This is a genomic window from Pseudoalteromonas sp. K222D (assembly GCF_017653575.1).
GTDB lineage: Bacteria > Pseudomonadota > Gammaproteobacteria > Enterobacterales > Alteromonadaceae > Pseudoalteromonas > Pseudoalteromonas nigrifaciens.
Window position 1 is genome coordinate 158,188 of the sequence record NZ_JAGGDL010000003.1, and the last position, 21,750, is coordinate 179,937.

16 protein-coding genes are annotated in these 21,750 nt (G+C 40.0%); 7 read left to right on the top strand and 9 right to left on the bottom strand.

The features are described from left to right. Positions 1 to 145 precede the first annotated feature (145 nt). Positions 146 to 487, top strand: a complete 342-nt coding sequence (locus J5X91_RS03395) for a hypothetical protein (protein WP_011327857.1) — start codon at positions 146 to 148, stop codon at positions 485 to 487. Positions 488 to 614: 127 nt separating this feature from the next. Here the strand turns inward: J5X91_RS03395 and J5X91_RS03400 are convergent, their stop codons facing one another. From J5X91_RS03400 to J5X91_RS03425, 6 genes are all read right to left on the bottom strand, one after another. Next, the gene (locus J5X91_RS03400) at positions 615 to 3,797 is read right to left on the bottom strand and encodes an amidohydrolase family protein (RefSeq protein ID WP_208834061.1); all 3,183 of its coding nucleotides are present in this window, start codon (positions 3,795 to 3,797) and stop codon (positions 615 to 617) included. Between the two features lie 99 nt (positions 3,798 to 3,896). Beyond that, positions 3,897 to 4,721, bottom strand: a complete 825-nt coding sequence (locus J5X91_RS03405) for a M90 family metallopeptidase (protein ID WP_011327855.1) — start codon at positions 4,719 to 4,721, stop codon at positions 3,897 to 3,899. A gap of 58 nt (positions 4,722 to 4,779) precedes the next feature. After that, a complete protein-coding gene (locus J5X91_RS03410) occupies positions 4,780 to 7,668 on the bottom strand; it encodes a ligand-binding sensor domain-containing diguanylate cyclase (protein ID WP_208834062.1) in 2,889 nt (962 codons plus the stop codon). Positions 7,669 to 7,804: 136 nt separating this feature from the next. Then, positions 7,805 to 8,443 carry a chloramphenicol acetyltransferase gene (locus J5X91_RS03415; protein ID WP_080516808.1) on the bottom strand — a complete coding sequence of 213 codons (639 nt, stop codon included), beginning with the start codon at positions 8,441 to 8,443 and terminating at the stop codon, positions 7,805 to 7,807. Positions 8,444 to 8,566: 123 nt separating this feature from the next. After that, positions 8,567 to 9,607 carry a Glu/Leu/Phe/Val dehydrogenase gene (locus J5X91_RS03420; RefSeq protein WP_089368020.1) on the bottom strand — a complete coding sequence of 347 codons (1,041 nt, stop codon included), beginning with the start codon at positions 9,605 to 9,607 and terminating at the stop codon, positions 8,567 to 8,569. Positions 9,608 to 10,265: 658 nt separating this feature from the next. Next, the gene (locus J5X91_RS03425) at positions 10,266 to 11,792 is read right to left on the bottom strand and encodes a fumarate hydratase (RefSeq protein ID WP_011327851.1); all 1,527 of its coding nucleotides are present in this window, start codon (positions 11,790 to 11,792) and stop codon (positions 10,266 to 10,268) included. Positions 11,793 to 11,957: 165 nt separating this feature from the next. Here J5X91_RS03425 and pabB point away from each other — a divergent pair, with 165 nt between their 5' ends. The 3 genes from pabB to J5X91_RS03440 all read left to right on the top strand — a co-directional run bounded on the left by pabB (position 11,958) and on the right by J5X91_RS03440 (position 15,363). Beyond that, positions 11,958 to 13,298 (top strand): aminodeoxychorismate synthase component I, encoded by a 1,341-nt coding sequence (gene pabB, locus J5X91_RS03430; RefSeq protein ID WP_208834063.1) that lies wholly within the window; start codon positions 11,958 to 11,960, stop codon positions 13,296 to 13,298. A gap of 12 nt (positions 13,299 to 13,310) precedes the next feature. Continuing rightward, positions 13,311 to 13,886 carry a CoA pyrophosphatase gene (locus tag J5X91_RS03435; RefSeq protein ID WP_208834064.1) on the top strand — a complete coding sequence of 192 codons (576 nt, stop codon included), beginning with the start codon at positions 13,311 to 13,313 and terminating at the stop codon, positions 13,884 to 13,886. Positions 13,887 to 13,986: 100 nt separating this feature from the next. After that, positions 13,987 to 15,363, top strand: a complete 1,377-nt coding sequence (locus tag J5X91_RS03440; protein ID WP_011327848.1) for an L-serine ammonia-lyase — start codon at positions 13,987 to 13,989, stop codon at positions 15,361 to 15,363. Positions 15,364 to 15,457: 94 nt separating this feature from the next. Here the strand turns inward: J5X91_RS03440 and cysB are convergent, their stop codons facing one another. Further along, positions 15,458 to 16,435, bottom strand: a complete 978-nt coding sequence (gene cysB, locus J5X91_RS03445; RefSeq protein WP_011327847.1) for an HTH-type transcriptional regulator CysB — start codon at positions 16,433 to 16,435, stop codon at positions 15,458 to 15,460. Positions 16,436 to 16,721: 286 nt separating this feature from the next. Here cysB and J5X91_RS03450 point away from each other — a divergent pair, with 286 nt between their 5' ends. Further along, positions 16,722 to 17,480, top strand: a complete 759-nt coding sequence (locus tag J5X91_RS03450) for a hypothetical protein (RefSeq protein WP_182683239.1) — start codon at positions 16,722 to 16,724, stop codon at positions 17,478 to 17,480. Positions 17,481 to 17,552: 72 nt separating this feature from the next. On the opposite strand, the gene J5X91_RS03455 is transcribed toward J5X91_RS03450, so the two are convergent. After that, positions 17,553 to 18,845 (bottom strand): NCS2 family permease, encoded by a 1,293-nt coding sequence (locus J5X91_RS03455; protein ID WP_050754470.1) that lies wholly within the window; start codon positions 18,843 to 18,845, stop codon positions 17,553 to 17,555. Positions 18,846 to 19,282: 437 nt separating this feature from the next. On the opposite strand from J5X91_RS03455, the gene J5X91_RS03460 reads away from it, so the two are divergent. Both J5X91_RS03460 and J5X91_RS03465 read left to right on the top strand, forming a co-directional pair. Next, positions 19,283 to 19,717, top strand: coding sequence for a SulA-like leucine-rich domain-containing protein (locus J5X91_RS03460; RefSeq protein WP_011327844.1), 435 nt, complete (start codon positions 19,283 to 19,285; stop codon positions 19,715 to 19,717). A 40-nt stretch (positions 19,718 to 19,757) separates the two neighbouring features. After that, positions 19,758 to 20,237: a YchJ family protein gene (locus J5X91_RS03465; RefSeq protein WP_208834065.1), complete on the top strand. Its 480-nt coding sequence runs from the start codon at positions 19,758 to 19,760 to the stop codon at positions 20,235 to 20,237. Positions 20,238 to 20,455: 218 nt separating this feature from the next. Here the strand turns inward: J5X91_RS03465 and J5X91_RS03470 are convergent, their stop codons facing one another. Beyond that, positions 20,456 to 21,376, bottom strand: a complete 921-nt coding sequence (locus J5X91_RS03470; RefSeq protein WP_208834066.1) for a diguanylate cyclase — start codon at positions 21,374 to 21,376, stop codon at positions 20,456 to 20,458. Between the last annotated feature and the right edge of the window lie 374 nt (positions 21,377 to 21,750).

Here is a 21,750-nt window from a genome sequence, read left to right on the forward strand (position 1 = left end):
CTACCTTACTTAACACTGAATTTTGTGCAAATTTTGGCTGTTTATGAGCTAAAATGGAAGGAAAATCGCAAAAAATTGAAAAACACTTTTAAAATAGGTATAAATAGGACTTCTTTATCTGTGTTAACAACGTATAGGGTCTCTAATGAGCAAACTAGACAAAACAGCAGTGTTATCTGCCTTTGAATCAGCGTATGAAGCTGCCAACGGTAAAAAACCTGAAATCACTACAAAACCAGGCTGGTACAGCATCGATGGCGGCAAAAATTTACGCCTAGCTGATGTAGCAGAGTTAACTAAAAAGTTAACTTCTGGCAAAACTGCTAAAACGAAAAAAACTAAAGTGGCTGCGCCTGCTAAAGCACAGAAAAAAGCACCATTTACTGTTGTTACCGAAAATGAAGACGGTTATACAGCTGAAGAGTTTTGGATTGTAGAATTAGCGCGTAAAGAGCACGATTGCCGTTTACCGCGCGGTGTTGTTTAACATCCTAATGTGATCTTAAAATAAACCGCGTTAAGCGGTTTTTTTATGCCTAAAAAAAGCGGCTAACTTAACACTAAGTTAGCCGCTTTTAAATGCGTTAACGTTATTTAAACTCTAACTTTAAATGTTATTTGTTGTTTTCAAAATAAAGTGGTTTACGCTGTTTTTTACCCACTTCAACCATAGTTGCGGCATTAAATAAGCGGCCGTTGATCATGGTGTAGTCAATTTTGTCTGAGTCGCGGATATTACTTAGCGGATCGCCATCAATTACCATTAAATCAGCAAGTTTACCTACTTCTAGCGATCCGACGTTTTTATCTAGCCCTAAGTACTTAGCTGGATCGAGTGTAGAGGCTCTAATTGCTTCAAGTGGGGTCATGCCACCTTGGGCAAACATCCACATTTCCCAATGCGCACCTAAACCTTCACGTTGGCCATGCGCTCCTAAGTTAACTAGTACACCTAGGTCTTGCAGCTCAGCAGCTACGCGGGCATTGTTAAAATGGTTATAGTGATGCTCGGGTGCTTTAACGCGGCGCATTGAGCGCGGTAATAATTGGTTTTTAGGCACAAATTTACTTAACCGTGGGTGATTCCACACATCCGTTTTATCGTACCAGTAATTTTCGCCCCAAATACCGCCATAGGCTACAACAAGCGTTGGTGTATAACCTACATCACTTTGTGACCACAGCTGTTTTATATCGTCGTAAATATGCTCTACCGGAATTGAATGCTCAATGCCTGTATGCCCATCTACTATCATACTTAGGTTATGTTGTAGTAATGAGCCACCTTCGGGTACTACCATCATTTGCAGTTCACGCCCCGCTTCTATTACTTGCTGGCGTTGCTCGCGACGTGGTTGGTTGTACGATTTAACACTAAACGCGCCAACCTTTTTTAAACGCTCTAAATGAAATTTAGCATCATCTAATGAGTCAATATGCGAGGTATACCCTGGCATATTGGCGCCATACAAAATAGTACCGGTAGAGAATATACGCGGGCCAACTATCATGCCTGCTTTTTGCATTTCACTGGCGGTGAATATTTCTGAGGTGTCGTTTGATGGGTCGTGAATTGTAGTTACACCTAATGCAAGCCCTGCAAAATTTTTCCAGTTTTGTTGTGGAATAATTTCATCACTTGCTTGCGAGCCATGTGCGTGGGCGTCGACTATGCCTGGCATAATCGTTTTGCCCGTTACATCAACTACTTTAGCACCTTTGGGAATGCTTACTTCAGCAGCTGTACCAATGGCTTTTATATGCTTACCATCGGTGATAATCACACCATTTTCAATAACTTTTTCGCCATCCATAGTAATAATTTTAGCGCCCGTTAGAGCTATCATGCCCTTTGGCTCAGCCATTTTTTTACTAAAACTAATGTTATCGCCACTTTTTACTTTAAAGTCTTTATCGTCAGCTTTATTAATAGCAAACATACCCTCAAGGCTGGCATGATAAAGCTCAGGGCCTAAAGTCCAATACAGTTTATTGCTATTAGCGCTCCAGCTAATATTTTCTCCCGCACGAACAGATAACTGCTCAATAGGAAATTGGTTGTCTGTAGGGCTAATATTAATCGTTTTACCGCTTTCTACAAACGGTGTTACAAATACTTTAAAGCGCTCAGCAAACGCAAGATATTGGCCATCTGGCGATACTCTAAACTCGGTGGCATGCTCAGATTCGTAAAGCTTACGCACTTTTTTAGTATCAAGCTCTACTACACTCAGCGTTGGTTTTGGCCACGGGCTCATGATGTACACTCGATCGTTAGCTGCGCCAAACTGTGGCTGATAGCCATTTTTTGAAATTAACTCACTTTTGCCGCCTTTAGTACTTACGCTGTAAACTCCTGGGTTTAGTGACCACTTAGGGTTTAAAATACTGCCACCGGTGGCTTTGCGATAAACCACTGTTTTACCGTCTGGGCTAAAGGTAGGCTCAACGTACTTACCCGGTTGCTCAGTTATGGTGTCACCACGGCCACTGCTCGCAGAAACTACACGTACTTGACCTTGCTCGTTATCGTCCCATGTGGTGTACACTATTTTTTTGCCATCGCGCGAGTACTGCGCAAATAACTCGTAATGATCGGTTTGTTTGGTTAAGCGTTTAATTTTACCTGATTCTAAATCACGTTTATAAATGTGTCCTAACGCTTCAAAAATAGCCGTTTCACCATCTGGGCTAATTTGTACGTTACGCAGCATTTTTACATCAAACTCATCAGTATCGAGGTTTTGTGTAAAACGCACTGCTTTTTGAATTTTTTTAGTGGTTTGTACTTTAAAAGCAATGGTTTCTACCGATTTATCGCTAACATCGAGTTTATGTATTGTGCCACCAGCCCAAAATACCAGTTGTTGGTTATCTGGCGTCCAAGCAATCGTGGGGTAAACACCATGAATAGCCCAAGTTTCTTGCATATCACGCTCTAACTTATCGTACAGTTTAGTGTGCTCACCGCTAGTTAAGTCGTATAAATACAGGCTAGTTTGAAAGTCGTCACGCTTTATATAAGCAAGCTTTTTACCATCGGGTGAGGGGGTTGGTCTTATTGCGCCACCCATGCCACTAATCACCGTTTCAATTTCGCCGGTTTCACGGTCGTAACGTTTTATTTTATAAATTCCCGCTACAGAGTCTTTTGAATAGTGAAAGGTTTTACCTGGTGTTGCATCATGCGAAAAGTACACATAACGACCATCGGGCGAAAACATCGGCTCACCCAAATCTTTTTGATCGTCTGCTCGCTTAGTAAGCTGTACTCCTTTACCACCCGCTTTATGATAAAGCCATACTTCGCCTGCCCCTAATGAGCGACTTGCGGTAAAGTGTTTACGCGCAACTAAGTAGTCGCCATCAGGACTCCATGCAGGGCTGTTTAATAAGCGAAAGGTTTCGTCGGTTACTGCACTTTGGTTTTCGCCGTTTAAATCCATAATCCAAATATTATCGCCGCCACCTTGATCTGAGGTAAAAGCAATGTGTTTACCATTTGGGCTAAAGCGCGGTTGCATTTGCCATGCAATATCTGAGGTAAGTTGTGTGGCATTGCCGCCACTTATTGGCATAGTATAAATATCGCCAAGTAAATCAAACACCAGTGTTTTACCATCAGGGCTAATATCTAGGTTCATCCATGTGCCTTGATCAACACTAATGGTGGCATCTACAAATTGCCCTTTAGGTGAATCTACTTGCCATTTTGGCTCATCGTCTTGTTGGGCTTGTGCGTTGCCTAGTGCCAATGACACAGATAAAGCTAGCACCGTTTGCAGCATTTTTTTCATGCAATTCTCACTTATTATTGTTGCTCTATGTAACTCTCTTACATGATTGCAACAAAAACGCCGACAAGTTGCCAGCGTTATAAGATGAAATGCCGTAAATTAATGCCAGACTATAGGGTCAAATTGATAATAGTCCACCAGCAAGCGATAAATTTCAGGGTCATATCGGCGCAGTTCTGCCGGCTTCTCTAAAAAGGTTTCGGTGATCACCGCAAAAAACTCAGCCTCATTAGTCGCACCATAACTATGAATAACATGCTCCATACTATAAGCAACATGACTTTTTAACTGGTTAAAGGCACGACTAAATACACGCCCCCATTCTTTATACTCGGCTGCTGTTTTAAGTAACGGCGTACCGGTTGTTTTGCCGGTTTCTTGATCTAGCTGATGCGCAAATTCATGAAACACTAAATTATGGCCATCACTGGGTAATCTATTTCCCTCAAGAACGTCGTGCCAACTGAGTACTAATGTACCACCTGGCCACGACTCACCTAGCCTAATTGCATTATGATAGCTAACTAAGCCAGCGCTATCACGCGTTAACTGCGGCGCATAATAAGCACTTGGATAGAGGAGTATTTCTTTTACATTTTTGTAAAGTGGCCAAGGTTTATTGAGCACAAGCAAGCAGGCATCGGCTGCTACAATTAGCTTCATTGCACCTGTTAGTTTTAAGCCATCGCACCCTACAAAGCGTTTTTCACTTAAAAACCACATAATATGACGCTCTAACTTTGCTCTATCAGCATCGGTCATTTTTTTATAAATAGGCATACAACGCAGTAAAATATCTTTTTGCTGCGAATTAAGCTCAAGAGTTTTATATTTACGTTGCCATAATCTATTTTGAATAGCTGGCCAACGCCAAAAAATAACCACAAAAATAATTAAGATAACAATTAACAATCCATTTATCATGCTGATGCCTTCGCTCAATGTATACTCTCTATATGTGTGCGACTGAGGCACTTTTCAATTACATGATTTCGGTGCGATTACGGCCACCGTTTTTAGCTTTGTATAATGCCTGATCGGCTCCTGATAAAAGTCGGTCGTAATCGTCTATATTATTAGAATCAGAAACACCAAAACTCGCGGTTACTTGATGCAGCCCAGCAGCAATTACTGAAAAATCGTTATTTGCAATTTCTTCCCGTAATAGTTCACACATGAGTTTTGCTTCTGCCGCAGTTTTGTTAGGAAACACTAAGGTAAATTCCTCCCCGCCCCAGCGAGCTACTTGCTGCTCACCTTCGCAATGCGATTTGAGTATTTTGGCTATTTCACAAATAACTTTATCGCCAACAATATGTGACCAGCCATCGTTCACCCGCTTAAAGTGATCTATATCCATGATAGCAATAGCTAATATTTTATTTTGCTGCTTATAAGTGGCAAAATTTGCTGCTAACCAACTATCGAAAGCGCGCCGGTTTGGCATATCAGTAAGTTGGTCGTGAGTGGCTTGATAAGCAAAGGCGTTTGCCTGTTCTTGAAGGTCCTGTGTTTGCTTTTCTACTCGTTTAGTTAGCTCTGCCTCTACTTTTTTATAATGATATAAGCGGTACTTATAAATAGCATATATAGTGACTAAAAAAGTAAAAAACAGCATTAATTTAAAGCTCAACTTTTGCCAGTAATGTGCTTGAATTACAAAGCGAATTTCTTGCTCATTTTGCTGCCATTGCGTATTTGGATAACCGGCGCGCACCTTAAACGTATACTTACCTGCAGGTAAGTTGGTGTATTCTGCACCTGTCATGTGCTGGCGGTTTACCCACTCTTTATTAAAACCTTCTAACTGTGTTTGAAAACTTAAACGTTGCGGCATAATAAAACTCAAACCCGCATACTGAAAAGATAATCTTGAAACATTAGGCGGCAATAATACTGTTTCACCATCTAATGGGAGCGCTGTTGCTCTGCCGTTAACGCTAAAGCTCTCAATCATAGTAGGCAAATCTACTTTGCTTGATGCTTGCAATAACTCAGGTTTTAGCGCGCTTACTCCTTTTGCAGTAGCAAACCAAATGGTGCCATCTTTATGCACTGTTGCTGATGGGGTCGAGCCGCCATTAACTTGTGCACTGAGCATGCCATCGCCCTCGTCATAAAGTTGAAATACGAGTGGAATATTTATATTTTTTTGTTTTTCATCAAGAACATGATTAACGTGCTGGCGATCAACCTGAATAACCCCGCGGTTACTCGATAACCAAAATGAATCTTTATGAGCCACAATTTGAAATAACTTATCGACTGGCAGCCCTTGCTCCCGCCCTAAAATAGCCATTTTGCCTGCACTGTGCTCATAGCGCATTAATCCACGATCTGTCGTCATCCATGTGTAGTCGTCATCAAAATAAAAACCAAATCCATACTCGGCAGCAAATTGCGCCGGAAAGCTTATAGCACTAAATTGCTCAGTTAGTATATTAAACACCACAACCCCATTGCCGGTGCCAATCCAAACATTGCCTTTGTTATCTTCACTGAGTGCTAAAATAAAACCGCTAGGCAGCTCTTTTTCATTGGTAAATTGCACTAATGAGCCATCTTTTTCAACTCGCGTTAACCCCATAGCAGAGCCGATCCATAATCGCTGTTTGGAATCGAGTAATAGCCCTCTTACTTCGTTACTCCCAAGGCCATTACTACGATTTAAATAAGGCGTTATTTTATTATTACTAACCTTTAATACACCCGATGTATAAGTGCCTATCCATACATCGCCATCCTCGCCCTCCAGTAAACTCAATACCGAATAGGGAGAACCTTCTTTAGCACCTTCTATTTGAGTTACATTATTATTTTTAATTTTGTTAAGGCCGGCACTACTCCCTACCCATAAGCTACCATCGGAGTGCGATAATACCGTTCGCACGTAATCCCCAGCTAAACCCCGCTTAGTAGTCCAGGCGGTAAATGGCGCCTCCCTTAATCTAAACAGCCCGGCATTAGTGCCCACCCAAATACTGTTTTCTCTATCTTGTAATAAAGACAATATTCTATTAGCAGGGAGTCCGCCTTTCGCATCTAATTGCTCAAGCCCAGCCACACTGAGTCGAAAAACACCTTTATTAATAGTGCCAAACCACAAATCACCATGGTTATCTTCTAATAAACTAGAAATAGACTCAGCACTAAGCTGTGGATGGATGGCAGTAAATACTGCGTCTTTGAGAATATAAGCGCCGCGCTCACTGCCAATAATTAATTTCCCTTGGCGAGTAAGTAGTAGAGTATAAACTGCTGCATTGGGTAGCCCATCATCGGCTGTTATTAAGCTTGCTTGCTGATCAACAATTTTATATAAACCATCGCTAGTAGCAGCCCAAATAACGCCATTGGCATCTTCAAGCACACGATAGGCGCTAACATTATGAACAATGGCCTGATCGTGTTTACTATTAGCCCCGCGGTAAAATACGCCATCGTTTTCTAATGCCAGCCAAAACCCGTCATCGTTACTTTTAATTATGTGATTAACCATAGCTGAGGCACTCGGCTGAGTATTCCACTGTCTATATTGATATAAGCTGATACCACCTCTTGCACCGGCTATTAATAAGCCGCCGTCATCGGTAGGAGTAAGTGCACGAAGCCCTGAGTCGGGAAGATTATTTATTTCAGCGCGAGTAAATAGTTTAAATTCTTGGCCATTAAAGCGCGCTAAACCCTCCCATGTTGCTATCCATAAATAACCGTCTTGAGTTTGCGCTAAGCTATTAATACTATTGTGAGGCAGGCCTGAGCGGGTATTCCATGTTTCAAAAAAATAATCACTTAAAGGTAAACGAGTTTGTGACTGCACCTGACACGTGAACATGACGAAAAATACACATAAAATCCCTAAATGCTTCATCACTGCGACCTTTATAATTATTATTGATTAATTAGTATTACCCACTAAATTTAACGCAATCCTAAGTGATTAAAAACCAACCAAAACCAGCTAAACTAAGAAAATACTACCACAGCCTGCAGTAGCATTTCATTAACTAATCTTTACAAAAGTTATCAAATGTATCTTGTAAAATGTTTATAAACTTTGCTACGTGTAAACCATCCATTAAAGAGTGATGTACATCAATAGCTAAGGGCATAGTTTGCTGCTGTTTATTAAGCTGACCAAATACAAATTTAGGGATCCCTAAACATTTCCCTTCACTAAACGCATGCGAAAAAGCACTAAAATTTAGCCAAGGTAATACCGAAATATGAATTAAGTCGGCCTGCCCTTCGGTTTGTGCAAAGGCATCAGAAAATAAAGGCTGCGATTTAGCATTAAAACTAACTGCGCTGGCATGCACGGCAAACTCAGTAAAGTTGGCCTTATCACTAAAGTAACTAAACCTGAACGAGTCATCTGCTGCCAGCTCAACCACACTAGCGCGGGTGTTACTTAGTAGCCATGGCTTATCATTAATAATACGCAGCATAATTGGCGGGTACGCATGGCACGCTTTAAGTGTGGCATAAGTATAGGCCTGAAAAAAAGACAGCTGATGCGCTTTACAGTAATTATATAAGGCCTTCGCATTTAGCTGTACACACACATTAAAGTAAGGTTGAGAAAAGTGTTTAAACAACTCAAAATGTTGTTTACGGGGCCAGCTATCAAAATCAATAGGCTGCATAGAAACAGGCGAAGAAGACATAGATAAATAAACACACAAAATAAAAAACTAAGTTTAACGTATAAACAAAAAAAAGGCGTGCAATTGCACGCCCTAATATTTACGGTTAACTTATTTAGCCGATTAAAGACCGTTTTTAAGGATCTCTTGTGCAAGCTCATCAGCAATTAAATGCGTAGATTTTTGCTCTTTTTCACTACGCGCAAAGATTTCAGTTAGGGTATCAAAAATACCTTCAACATGTTTATTTGACGCAGCAGCACTGTACCCTTCTGGTAGCGTTTCATAATAAACATTAATAATACCACCGGCGTTAATTACGTAATCTGGTGCATATAAAATACCTTTCTCACGAATAATTTCACCATGGCGCGATTGTGCCAACTGGTTATTGGCACAGCCTGCAATTATAGTAGCTTTAAGGCGCGGTATAGTTGCATCGTTTATAGTTGCACCTAGTGCACAAGGTGCGTACACGTCTACGTCTAAATCGTAAATTTCGTCAATGCCAACGGCTGTAGCACCAAACTCATTAACAACACGGTCAATTGCTGCTTGGTTAATATCAGTAACATATAGCTCAGCGCCCGCCTCTGACAAATGCTTACATAAAGTATAAGCAACAGTCCCTAACCCTTGTACTGCTACTTTAATACCAGCAAAGTTTTGATGACCACGCTGATGGTTTAATGCCGCTTTTATACCTAAAAACGTACCGTATGCTGTAAATGGTGATGGGTTACCACTTTTGCCTTCAAGGCCAAGTACATAACTGGTTTCTTTGTTCATCATTGCAACATCGTCGCAGTTGATATTTACATCTTCAGCAGAATAGTAGCTGCCGTTTAATCGCTCTAATTGACGACCAAAAGCACGGAATAATTGCTCAGATTTAATTTCTTTAGCATTACCAATAATCACAGATTTACCGCCACCAAATGGCAAGCGCGCAACTGCATTTTTATAGGTCATGCCTTTGGATAAACGCAGCACGTCGTAAACGGCATCTTCATCATTTGCATAATCCCACATTCTACATCCGCCCACTGCCGGACCTAGGTTAGTATTATGTACCGCAATTATTGCTTTTAAACCCGACTCTTTATCAGTACAAAAAACCACTTGTTCATGGTTATCAAATTCAACTTGATTAAACACAACCACTTTAAATACTCCGAAATAGTTAACCCTAAAGGGTATGCATGCATGAAATTGCCGAGACTTTATCACTTCGGATAACGCTTCGCTATACCACGAGAGGATAAACCCAAGCGCAAAACAGCATTGAATTAAATAGCCAGCTTTAATGGTAAGTGCACATAAAAATTCCACAAAGGTAAAGCAATCAAGTATTAAAAGCTAAAAATAACAAACACCGCAAGGTTTACGCTTACGTGAACGTAACGCAACTAATAACTGTAAAGTTTAAATTACACGCAAGCATAATATGCAAACGCTTATGCTACATAGGTTTGCCTTAAAAAGGGGGTGGTTTAAGAGAACTGGTCAGAGCTGTTTACTCTTTTGCTAAGCAAATTAAATTACGGGGAGTAGAACAGGTTATTTAACCTGAACTCTGGTTAAGAGATTTACTAACGTATTGAATCATAGTTATATTTATCTTTATTTTCTCTAGCCAGAGATTTTCAGTGAAAACAAGACGAATTCACGCGTCAATAGCTGGCCTATTGCAAGTGAATTCAACGCAGTTAGCGCTGAAAATAGCTGCTTGAGATAGGTTTATTATCCAGAGATCAGGTTACTTAGTTTAAGTTAAACAAAAAGCGAGCACAGGGCTCGCTTTGTATATTAGTAAGTTAGATTACTTTAGCTTGCTATCTAGCTCTTCAATTTTAGCTTTCCAAATTGCAGGGCCTTGCGTATGCGCATTAGCACCTTCGCTATCAACAGCGACTGTTACCGGCATATCTTCTACTTCAAACTCGTAGATGGCTTCCATACCTAAATCTTCGAAAGCAACAACACGTGCTTTTTTAATTGCTTTAGATACTAAATACGCCGCGCCGCCAACTGCCATTAAGTACACTGACTTATGCTGCTTAATAGACTCAACCGTAGCAGGGCCACGCTCTGCTTTACCTATCATGCCTACAATACCGGTTTTTTCTAGCATCATATCGGTAAATTTATCCATACGCGTAGCCGTTGTCGGACCCGCTGGGCCAACTGCTTCGTCACGTACAGCATCTACTGGGCCTACGTAATAAATAAATTTATTATCAAAATCTACGCCTTTAGGTAAACCTTCGCCTGAGTTGATCATGTCTTGCAAACGCTTATGCGCGGCATCTCGACCCGTTAAAATAGTACCCGAAAGTAAAACAGTTTCACCCATTTTCCACTCTTGCACATCTTTTTTGGTCAAGGTATTTAAATCAACACGACGTGTGCCTTCGCCCACTTCAAAGGTTACTTGTGGCCAATCTTCTAACTTAGGTGCTTTTAGGTTTGCTGGGCCTGAACCATCAAGGGTAAAGTGTACGTGGCGAGTAGCCGCACAGTTAGGGATCATCACGACCGGTTTTGACGCTGCATGCGTTGGTGCTGTTTTAATTTTAACATCAACAACCGTTGTTAAACCGCCTAAGCCTTGTGCGCCAATACCTAATTTATTAGCACGTTCAAATATTTCTAAACGTAGCTTTTCTTCTGTGGTTTCTGCACCGCGTTCCATTAATTCATGAATATCTACCGGATCCATTAACGACTCTTTAGCCATTACTGCCGCTTTTTCAGCCGTACCACCAATACCTATACCTAGCATGCCAGGCGGACACCAGCCTGCGCCCATTGTAGGTAGCGTTTTTTCTACCCATTCTGCCACATCGTCAGATGGGTTTAACATAACCATTTTACTTTTGTTTTCAGAGCCGCCGCCTTTAGCCGCTACCATTACTTCAACCTTACCGCCCGCTACTAAATCTATATGTACAACTGAAGGGGTATTGTCTTTGGTGTTTTTACGAGTACCTGCAGGGTCTGCAACAATAGAGGCGCGCAGCGGGTTGTCTGGATTTAAGTATGCACGGCGTGTGCCTTCATCAACCATTTGTTGAACGGTTAAATCGGTTTTATCCCAGTTAACATCCATACCTACTTTAACAAAACAGGTAATAATACCTGTGTCTTGGCAAAGCGGACGCTTGCCCTCAGCCGACATACGCGAGTTAATTAGAATTTGTGCGATGGCATCTTTTGCTGCTTTACTTTGTTCTTTGTTATAGGCTTTTTCAAGCGCTTGAACAAAATCAAGGGGATGATAGAAGGAAATATACTGCAAAGCATCTTCAATGCTATCTATAAAGTCTTGCTGACGGATTGTACTCATAGTGGTTCCTTAAGTTACCGTTACGCGGTGTCGCGTAAGCTATATCAAACCGGTGACGGTGGTTTGCACTGTTTTTAATTTGGGAAGCAACTAAACGCTGCCAAAAAAATTTGACTTATGATACCCTCCTCGCCCGTTTCGAGCCAGTTCTTAAAGGGGTAGTAAATGCTAAACAATAAAAATAATTGTATAAAATTAGCCATAACACAAAGCTGTATTGATGTATTTGCGCATTTTGCCCACTTGCCTTATGCCATTTTACTCGATTCGGCCAATAGTGAGCATGTAGACAGCCGTTTTGATATTATTGCCATCGAGCCCAAAAGCACACTGGAAGTACAAAACAACCTGAGTATTTTAAATAACCAACCCGATGCAAGAAGCTGCTTTGAAATAATGAACAGCGAACTGCTAAAACTTAATAACAACAAAGCGGCCAACAACCTACCCTTTAGTGGTGGCTGGCTGGGTTATTTGGGTTATGACTTAGGCCGCACACTTGAAAACCTCCCAAGTAGCGCTATAAACGATATAGACTTGCCACAAATGGCCGTTGGCTTGTACTTAGATGCACTCATATACGATAAACAACAAAACAGTTGGTTTTATATTGCCCAGCCTAAGGTTAATCGCTTAGCACTTTATCAGCAGTATTTAGCACAACCTGCCATTATGCCTAGCTTTGCACTTAAAACTGCGTGGCAATCTAATATGAGCCGCGCTGATTATGCGCAAAAATTTGCCGTAATTGAAGATTATTTAAAAACAGGCGATTGCTATCAAATAAATTTAGCACAGCGTTTTAGTGCCCAATATGAAGGCTCGCCTTGGGCTGCCTACGTTAAATTAACAGCAGCGAATAAAGCGCCGTTTTCTAGCTTTATAAACCATCCGCAAGGCGCAATTTTGTCTATTTCTCCGGAGCGTTTTATATTAGTAAGCGATAATCAAGTGCAAACTAAGCCGATTAAAGGCACGCTACCGCGAAAAGCGGATCCGCAGCAAGACGCCCAGCAAGCACAATTATTGGCAAACTCTGCCAAAGATCGCGCCGAAAATGTAATGATTGTTGATTTATTACGAAACGATTTAGGTAAAGTAGCCAAACCAGGATCGGTACAGGTGCCCTCATTATTTGCTATTGAGAGCTTTCCGGCGGTGCATCATTTAGTTAGTACAGTTACAGCTACATTGGCAGAGGGTAAAACGGCGGTTGATCAACTCGCTGCAGCATTTCCTGGGGGCTCGATTACTGGCGCGCCTAAAGTGAGAGCAATGGAGATTATTGAAGAACTTGAACCGCATCGTCGCAGTATTTATTGTGGTTCAATAGGCTATTTAAGTGCTTGTGGTAACATGGATACCAGCATTACTATTCGTACTTTAGTATGCCACGCTCAACAAATACACTGCTGGGCCGGTGGTGGCATAATAGCTGATTCTAAAGTTGCATTGGAATATCAAGAAACATACGATAAAGTAAATAAAATACTTCCATTATTATAACAGTAGGTCGCTTTGAATAGTGAACACATTATAGCGCGGTTTCAGTTAAGCCCTACGGCAGCGCCAGATCAAGGAATAGATACCCCTAAAAAGCGTGCCAGCGCAGTCATGTTGCCGCTTATTGATGTAGATGATCATGCGCATATTTTACTGTGTAAGCGCCCTATTTATTTGCACCATCATCCCGGTGAAATTTGCTTGCCCGGTGGTAAGTTTGAAGCAAGTGATATTACGCTTCGCACTACTGCCCTGCGTGAACTAAATGAAGAGCTAAATATTACGCCCAGTAATGTTAAAGTATTTGGCCAATTACCTTTGTACTCAACACTCACCGGCTTTAACATTAGCCCTTTTGTTGGCGTGCTTAATAAACACACTATTTGGGAGAACGATCATAATGAGGTACAAGCTAGTTTTTTATTACCACTGCGTGATTTAACTAACGAGGCTAATTGGCAGCCCCTGCCTTTTCAGCGTTTTGGTAAAACCATTATTTTATATGGTTACAATACCCCACATGGTTTACTTTGGGGTGCAACTGCAAGCATCATTAAAAACTTTACAAAACAACTCGCCTTACCAGTTTAAATGTTATTGATTAATGGTTACATAGTCACAATTTAGCGTTACTATACACGACCGTTCAAAAAAGCAGCCTAGTGCTGAGTAAACACAGAAGAGACACATTATGATAAGTGCATTTGATATGTTTAGTATTGGTATTGGCCCTTCTTCGTCACATACCGTTGGCCCAATGCGCGCATCTCGTTTATTTGTTAATGACCTACAAGAAAAACAATTATTAGCAAACGTTACCGACATTAAAGTAGAGCTATATGGATCGTTAGGTCAAACTGGTATTGGCCACGGCTCGGGTAAAGCTGTAATACTTGGCCTTGCTGGGTATGATCCTGAAACCATCGACGCCGATTTGGTTGATACTATTTTAGCCACAATTGAAAAAGAACAAGTTATTTATTTAAATCAAACGCATAAGGCTAAATTCCCAAAGCAAGGGGCTATTGTTTTTCACCGTCGTAAAACGCTACCTAAGCACTCTAATGCAATGGAAATTATTGCCTCTAATAATGGCGAGAAGGTTTATAGCCAAATTTATTACTCAATTGGCGGTGGCTTTATTGTTACTGACCAAGATTTTGAAAACGAAAAACAAGCAGCGCTTGATATTCGTGAAGAAAACCCTGCACCTTTTCCGTTTGGTAGCGCACAAGAATTACTGGAAATGTGTAAAGAGTCGGGTTTCAGTGTATCTACTTTAATGATGCATAACGAAAAAACACTACGCAGCGAAAACGACATTAAAGACGAGTTATTTAATATTTGGCAGGTAATGAAAGCCTGTATTGAGCGTGGTATGCGTACCGAAGGGATTTTACCAGGCGGTTTAAAAGTAAAACGTCGTGCTCCTAATTTACATTTAAAACTTAATGTTGAAGTAAGTAACGACCCCCTACGTGCTATGGATTGGGTCGACTTATTTGCTTTAGCTGTAAATGAAGAAAACGCCGCTGGCGGGCGTGTTGTAACCGCGCCTACCAATGGCGCAGCGGGTATTTTACCAGCAGTACTTATGTATTATCATACTTTTATAAAAGAAGTCGATCGCGATATAGTTACGCGTTATTTATTAACCGCCGCCGCTATCGGTATTTTATATAAAAAGAACGCCTCTATTTCGGGTGCCGAAGTAGGTTGCCAAGGTGAAGTGGGCGTGGCTTGCTCAATGGCTGCAGGCGCACTTACCGAAATTGTAGGTGGTAATGTAGTGCAAGTAGAAAATGCCGCCGAAATTGGCATGGAGCATAACTTAGGGCTTACGTGTGACCCAGTTGGTGGCTTAGTGCAAGTACCGTGTATTGAACGCAACGCCATGGGCGCGATAAAAGCAATTAATGCGTCACGCCTTGCAATTCGTGGTAGTGGTGAGCAAAAAGTATCACTCGATAAAGTGATTAAAACTATGCTCGAAACCGGTAACGATATGAAAACTAAATATAAAGAAACCGCTCGTGGTGGTTTAGCCGTTAATATAATTGAGTGTTAACACACTTAATTATAATTAAAAAAGGCGCCTGTTTAAAAACAGGCGCCTTTTTTATTAGCTACTTTTAACTGTTAAGTATTAGATACCGAAACAATTATTTAACTGGCAATTCTATATCAGCAAATAACTTATCAACATCTTCTTGGTTGCGTAATAAGTTAGCACGCTCTACTCGCTCTTTTGTTAAGTGTGGTGCAAAGCGTTCAATAAAGTCATACATATAAGTGCGTAAAAAACTGCCTTTTCTAAAACCAATTTTAGTGGTACTCGCTTCAAATAAATGGCTGGCATCAATACACACTAAATCTGTATCACTGACCTGGTCAATCGCCATTGACGCAACCACTCCAACACCTAATCCTAAGCGTACATACGTTTTAATAACGTCGGCATCGGTGGCGGTAAATACTATGTGCGGCTCAAGCCCATGAGCACTAAATGCTTTATCTAGTTCTGAGCGGCCAGTAAAGCCAAATACATAAGTAATAAGCGGATATTTTGCAATATCAGCCACGGTTATACTATTGGCTTTTTTAGCTAATGGGTGGTCTTTTGCCACCACAATACTACGGTTCCAATGATAACAAGGCAGCATAACAAGGTCTGAATATAAGTGTAGCGCTTCTGTTGCAATAGCAAAGTCAGCATCGCCACGTGCAGCTGCATCTGATATTTGCTGCGGTGTACCTTGGTGCATATGAAGTGACACTGCGGGGTATTTTTTCATAAACCCTTTAATAACATTCGGCAATGCGTAACGTGCTTGGGTATGAGTAGTGGCAATATTAAGCTTACCTTGATCAGGTAAAGTATGCTCATGAGCAACCGCTTTAATACCTTCCACTTTTGAGAGGATTTCGCGCGATATATTAATGACTTCTTCACCGGCACTCGTTACATGCGTTAAATGTTTACCACTGCGACCAAAAATTTGAATACCTAACTCATCTTCAAGCATGCGCACTTGCTTAGAAATACCTGGTTGTGAGGTAAATAAACTTTCAGCTGTTGCTGAGACATTTAATTTATGATTTTGAACTTCTACAATATATCTAAGTTGTTGTAATTTCATAGCTATGTATTTTCGTTATTATTCGTTTTTGAGGGGGTAAATACTTTATCTTTAAAAACTGACCACCCGAAAAATGGTAGGTTTTAATTGATAATATCGTATTTAATAAATATAGGCTTAGGCTAGCACAATAAATATACTTCAGATAGCAATGATTATCATATAAAGCATTAAGATTTAAACGCTTTCTTAGCCTGCTTTTATAGTTAATTAGCGCAAAGTTTTCCTGTTCTTATATATTTAATGTAAGATTGAGCAATTAGGTTTAGAACCCGAGAACTGTAACATGATCGTCTCTATTATAATTATACTCATTGTTGCTCTTATTGTGATTGCGCTTTGGGTAAGTGCGGTGCAACAGCATAAAGAAAAACAAGAAGCTGATCGCCGTAAAGAACTAACCAAACAAAAAGCTATCATTGAGGAAACCGAGGAAGCGTTAATGAATAACGCTAATATCCCGTTTTCAGATAACACACTACGTGTTTTACAGCGTCGTAATCACGATGCGCTTAGTACCATGGTATCGCTTTCACCTGGTTCTAAAATATTAAAAAACCGTTTAAATGAAGCGAAAGAGCGTTTGAATAACCCTGTTCAAGGAAGCAATAGCGAATCGCTTTCACTGCCAAGTAACGATAAGCAATTGGTATCGCTAATACAGGGCATAAAAAAATTACGTATTATTCTACGCTCTGAGCACAATAAAGGTAACCTCGATAGCCAACTATTTGTAATTGAAGACAAACGAATGGAAAAACTGCAGTTACAAATAAATATTGAAAGCCAAATTAAACGTGGTTTATCGGCGCGCTCTGCAGGCATGGTAGGTTCAGCTAGGCAGTATTTTGAAAAAGCCCATGCTTCACTCAGTGCGGTATCGTATAGCGATCCATATGTAACTGCTAAATATCAAGAAGTAGAAGGCTACTTAGAAGCTATTAGTGTTGAGTTAAGAGCATCGAATGCCGATGCACTTAAAAAGAAAACTGAACAAGAGCAAGATGACCTAGACATATTGTTTGCTCCGAAAAAGAAATGGTAAATTAGTACTATAATTTATAAAAAAAGCCCATACAAAATTGTATGGGCTTTTTTTGATAGTTAAATAAGTTTTTTAAGATAAAAATGCAAACTTAACAATAAACAATGCCGTTAAAATCCACACACTAATACTTACTTGATCCTTTTTACCGCATAATACCTTAACCGCAGTGTATGAAATAAACCCAAGCGCTATACCGTGAGCAATAGAAAATGTCAGCGGGGTCATTAATAACACCACACTAACAGGAATGGCATCTGTCATGTCGTCCCAGTTTACAAACTTTAAGTTTTGTAGCATAAGTACCGAAACATATAAAATAGCACCGGCAGTGGCATACGCTGGCACCATTTGCGCTAGTGGCGCAAAAAACATCATCAATAAAAAACAAATACCCACAACAACGGCTGTTAAGCCTGTGCGTCCGCCGACAGAAACGCCAGCCACCGACTCTATGTAAGATGTAGTAGTAGATGTACCAAGCATTGCACCAGCAATAGTGGCAGTGCTATCAGCGCTAAGAGCGCGCCCTAAACGTGGCATATTGCCTTTTTCATCTGCAAGCCCTGCTTTTTGCGTGACTGCAACCAGGGTGCCTGAGGTATCAAATAAATCTACAAATAAAAATGCAAAAATAACACTCAACATTGAAAGCTCAAATGCCGCACTAAAATCAAGTTGCATAAAGGTTGGTAAAATTGACGGCGGCATAGACATAACCCCCTGATATTCAACCAAACCAAAAGCCAAAGCAATACCTGTTACCAGTAAAATACTAATTAACACACCACTTTTAAAATCGCGATATAACAATGCCGCAATCACAAAAAAACTTAAAATAGCAAGTAATGGCCCAGGTGCAGTAATATCACCTAGCTGCACTAAGGTTGCAGGGCTAGATACTATGATCCCTGCACTTTTAAGCGCAATTAGCGCCAAAAAAGCACCAATACCGGTCGCTATTGCTTGTTTTAGCACCAGTGGAATGGCATTAATAATCCACTCTCGTACTTTAAATAAACTTAAAAATAAAAATATACAACCCGACATAAACACAGCACCTAATGCCGCTTCCCAGGTATAGCCCATTCCTAAAACAACGCCATAGGTAAAAAAAGCATTTAATCCCATACCCGGCGCTAACGCTAACGGATAATTGGCCCATAGGCCCATAATAAAACAGCCTATTGCCGCTGCAATACATGTAGCTACAAACGCAGCGCCTTGATCCATTCCTGCTTGGGCAAGCATTGCTGGATTAACAAAAACAATATAAACCATAGTAATAAAAGTAGTCATACCGGCAACACATTCACGTTGTACTGAGGAATCATTTGCGCGGATTTTAAATAAGGCTTCGAGCATAACAAACTTAAGGTAGTAAAAAGTGGCGAGATTTTAGCATAAAAATAGCGAAATACCGGACATTTTACCTTGTTATGCATTAAGTTATTGAAGTAGCTGAAATAATAAATATGACACGGTAATACGTATGTACTTCAGGTTTTAAAAATAATAATTACCGTGCTTATATGCTGAGCAATCAGCTTTACTTTAACGTAAATAATAGAGCATAAAGTACTGTATAGGTGCTATTCGCCGCATAGCTTTAATAAAAAATATAAAACATACACCTAAAATATTAACGCCCTGTTTTTAATAGTTATTTTTGTTTTTTTATCCGTGTAAAAATTTAAAACTGAATGACTGTACAAATAATTAGCAAAAAAACACTTGCACCATAACACTGTATAAACTACTGTATACGGGTACTGTATAAAAACCCAGTGAGTGAGAGATTTATGTTACAGCCTATTACCGTAAGAACCGTTAAAAGTTATCAGCAAGACGATAAAAGTGATTGTGTAAATTTAATTCAAATTGAAGATGAAATTTCAGCAACCTTTGAATTGCTTAAAGTATTACACCAATACAATAGCTTAAATGCATGGACACTGCTGATTGCACCTGACCATGTACCGAGTAAAGCCTTACTTGATTCATGCTCCATTGATACCAGCAAATTACTGGTGATCAGGCAAAAACATTTAGTAAACTTAGAATATGTACTTAGCTCGGCGCTGCACAACGGAAACTTTGCTGCGGTTATTACCTGGACTGATATTATTAATGATCAACAGCTGACACAGCTATCATTAAATTTAAGCACTACAAATACTAAGCTTTACTGTTTTACTAAAAATACTCACAACCTTGAGATACCACTAACTCAATAAGCTTGTTAAACTCGTGTTTTAAACACTTTATATTAATATTATGACCTCATTAACGACTTCTCCTTGCTTTTGTGGCAGCCAGCAAAATTATGCTGACTGCTGTGAACCACTTCATTTAGCATCAAAAATAGCTGAAACACCTGAGCAACTTATGCGTGCTCGCTACAGCGCATATGTACTTAAAAATGCAACTTATGTTTATCAAACTTATGCAAATGAAAAACAGGCAGAAAACCCTGTAAAAGAGATTAAAGACTTTGCTGATAGCTGCCGCTTTATAAAGCTAACCGTCATCGACACTGAGTACGATGCAAGCGAAGGCTTTGTAACTTTTAAAGTAAATTACTTTTACCAAAACCTGTATTGCGAGTTACACGAAAAGTCGTTATTTATTAAACAAGATGGGCAGTGGCGCTACCTTGATGGCACACTATTTCCGGTAGCCGATATTAAAATAAGCAGAAATGATAACTGTCCTTGCCAAAGTGGCAAAAAATATAAAAAGTGTCATAGCGTATAACAAACTGCAGCTGTGCGGTGAGTAAAGTAGGTAATTACAGGCAACTGAACCTTAAATACATCCAATAGCCATGCCTAGGATTGGCTGTTACAGGCGATGTGTATGGCTAAAATAAAATTTTACTTTCGAGCAGCTATTGGCTATTTACTTACATACCTATAGGCCTGCTGCGTTAATAACTGCTCTACCGTATATTTTTCTACTGGGCTCGCTGCGCTTTAAAAGCACACTGTATTTCGCCCTTGTGCTTTAGCGGCGTACATTTTTTTATCTGCGCGTTGCAAAATATCTACGTTACTTTCGTCTGATTGCAATAACGTAGCCCCACCTATACTTATAGTGACAAATTCAAACTCTGAGTACTTATGTAAAACACCTAAGCCGGATATGTTATTTTTAATTTTTTCAGCAACACAGCGAGCGCCTTCCTCGTTGGTATGGGGTAGCACAACCACAAATTCTTCGCCGCCATAGCGGGCAACAAAATCGCTTGGCCTTTGCAGGCTGTTAGCGATTGTTTGAGCAACTAAATGTAAAACAACGTCGCCTTCTACGTGTCCATAAATATCGTTGTATTGCTTAAAGTAATCAATATCCATAAGTAATAAAGCGTATTGTGTATTCTCTCTTAATGCACTCAATTGTATTTTATTTATATGAGTATCAAAATAACGACGGTTAAACACTTTAGTTAAGTCATCCAGAAACACTTTTTGACTTAATAAGTCATGTTGCAGCTTAATAGTTAAGTGCGCCCTTACTCTTCTGTATAAGGTTTCTGGGTTAATCGGTTTTTGAATAAAGTCTACCGCGCCCGCTTCCCAGCAGTCCTCTTCTTGATTTTCAAAGGAGGTAACAAATATAACGGGAATGTCTTGGGTTTGTGTCGTCGTTTTAAGTTTTAAACAGGTTTCTATACCGCATATGCCATTCATTGAAATATCAAGCAGTACGATATCGGGAGTATTAGATTTACATATTTCAACTGCTTCTTCACCGCTGTTGGCGGTGTTAACAATAAAGTGCTTTGATAATATTTTTTTCAGTACAATTAAGCTAAGTAACTGATCATCAACAATGAGGACTTTTGAGGCTTTAAGGCTAAGTTTTAAATCGCTATCGGCATAATTTAATGGCATAAATACTACTGTTTTCTATAATTATCAACTAACACAGTATAATACAGTCTTATGTTCTGCAAATGTATTAAAGTTGGGTTTTTAATCAAACTTACAACCAAATATAAAAATGGCGATACAGAGTTGTTGTTAATTGTTTTAGAAAATCACGGCCATAATTTTCAGGGTAATACTGAAAGTAAGCACTGCTTATAAGCTGCTTGTACTTGAATGCTCAAGGTTTAAATCGCGTTTGTATAAACGTACAAACAAAAAATGGGCCACTAGGCTAATGCCAGTCAGTTAACACTGACTGGCTTTTTTTATAGGGATATTTAGATGGTTTCTTTTTCACACATCGTGGAAAGCTGCGCTCATGACGCCTTGTTGGTAAC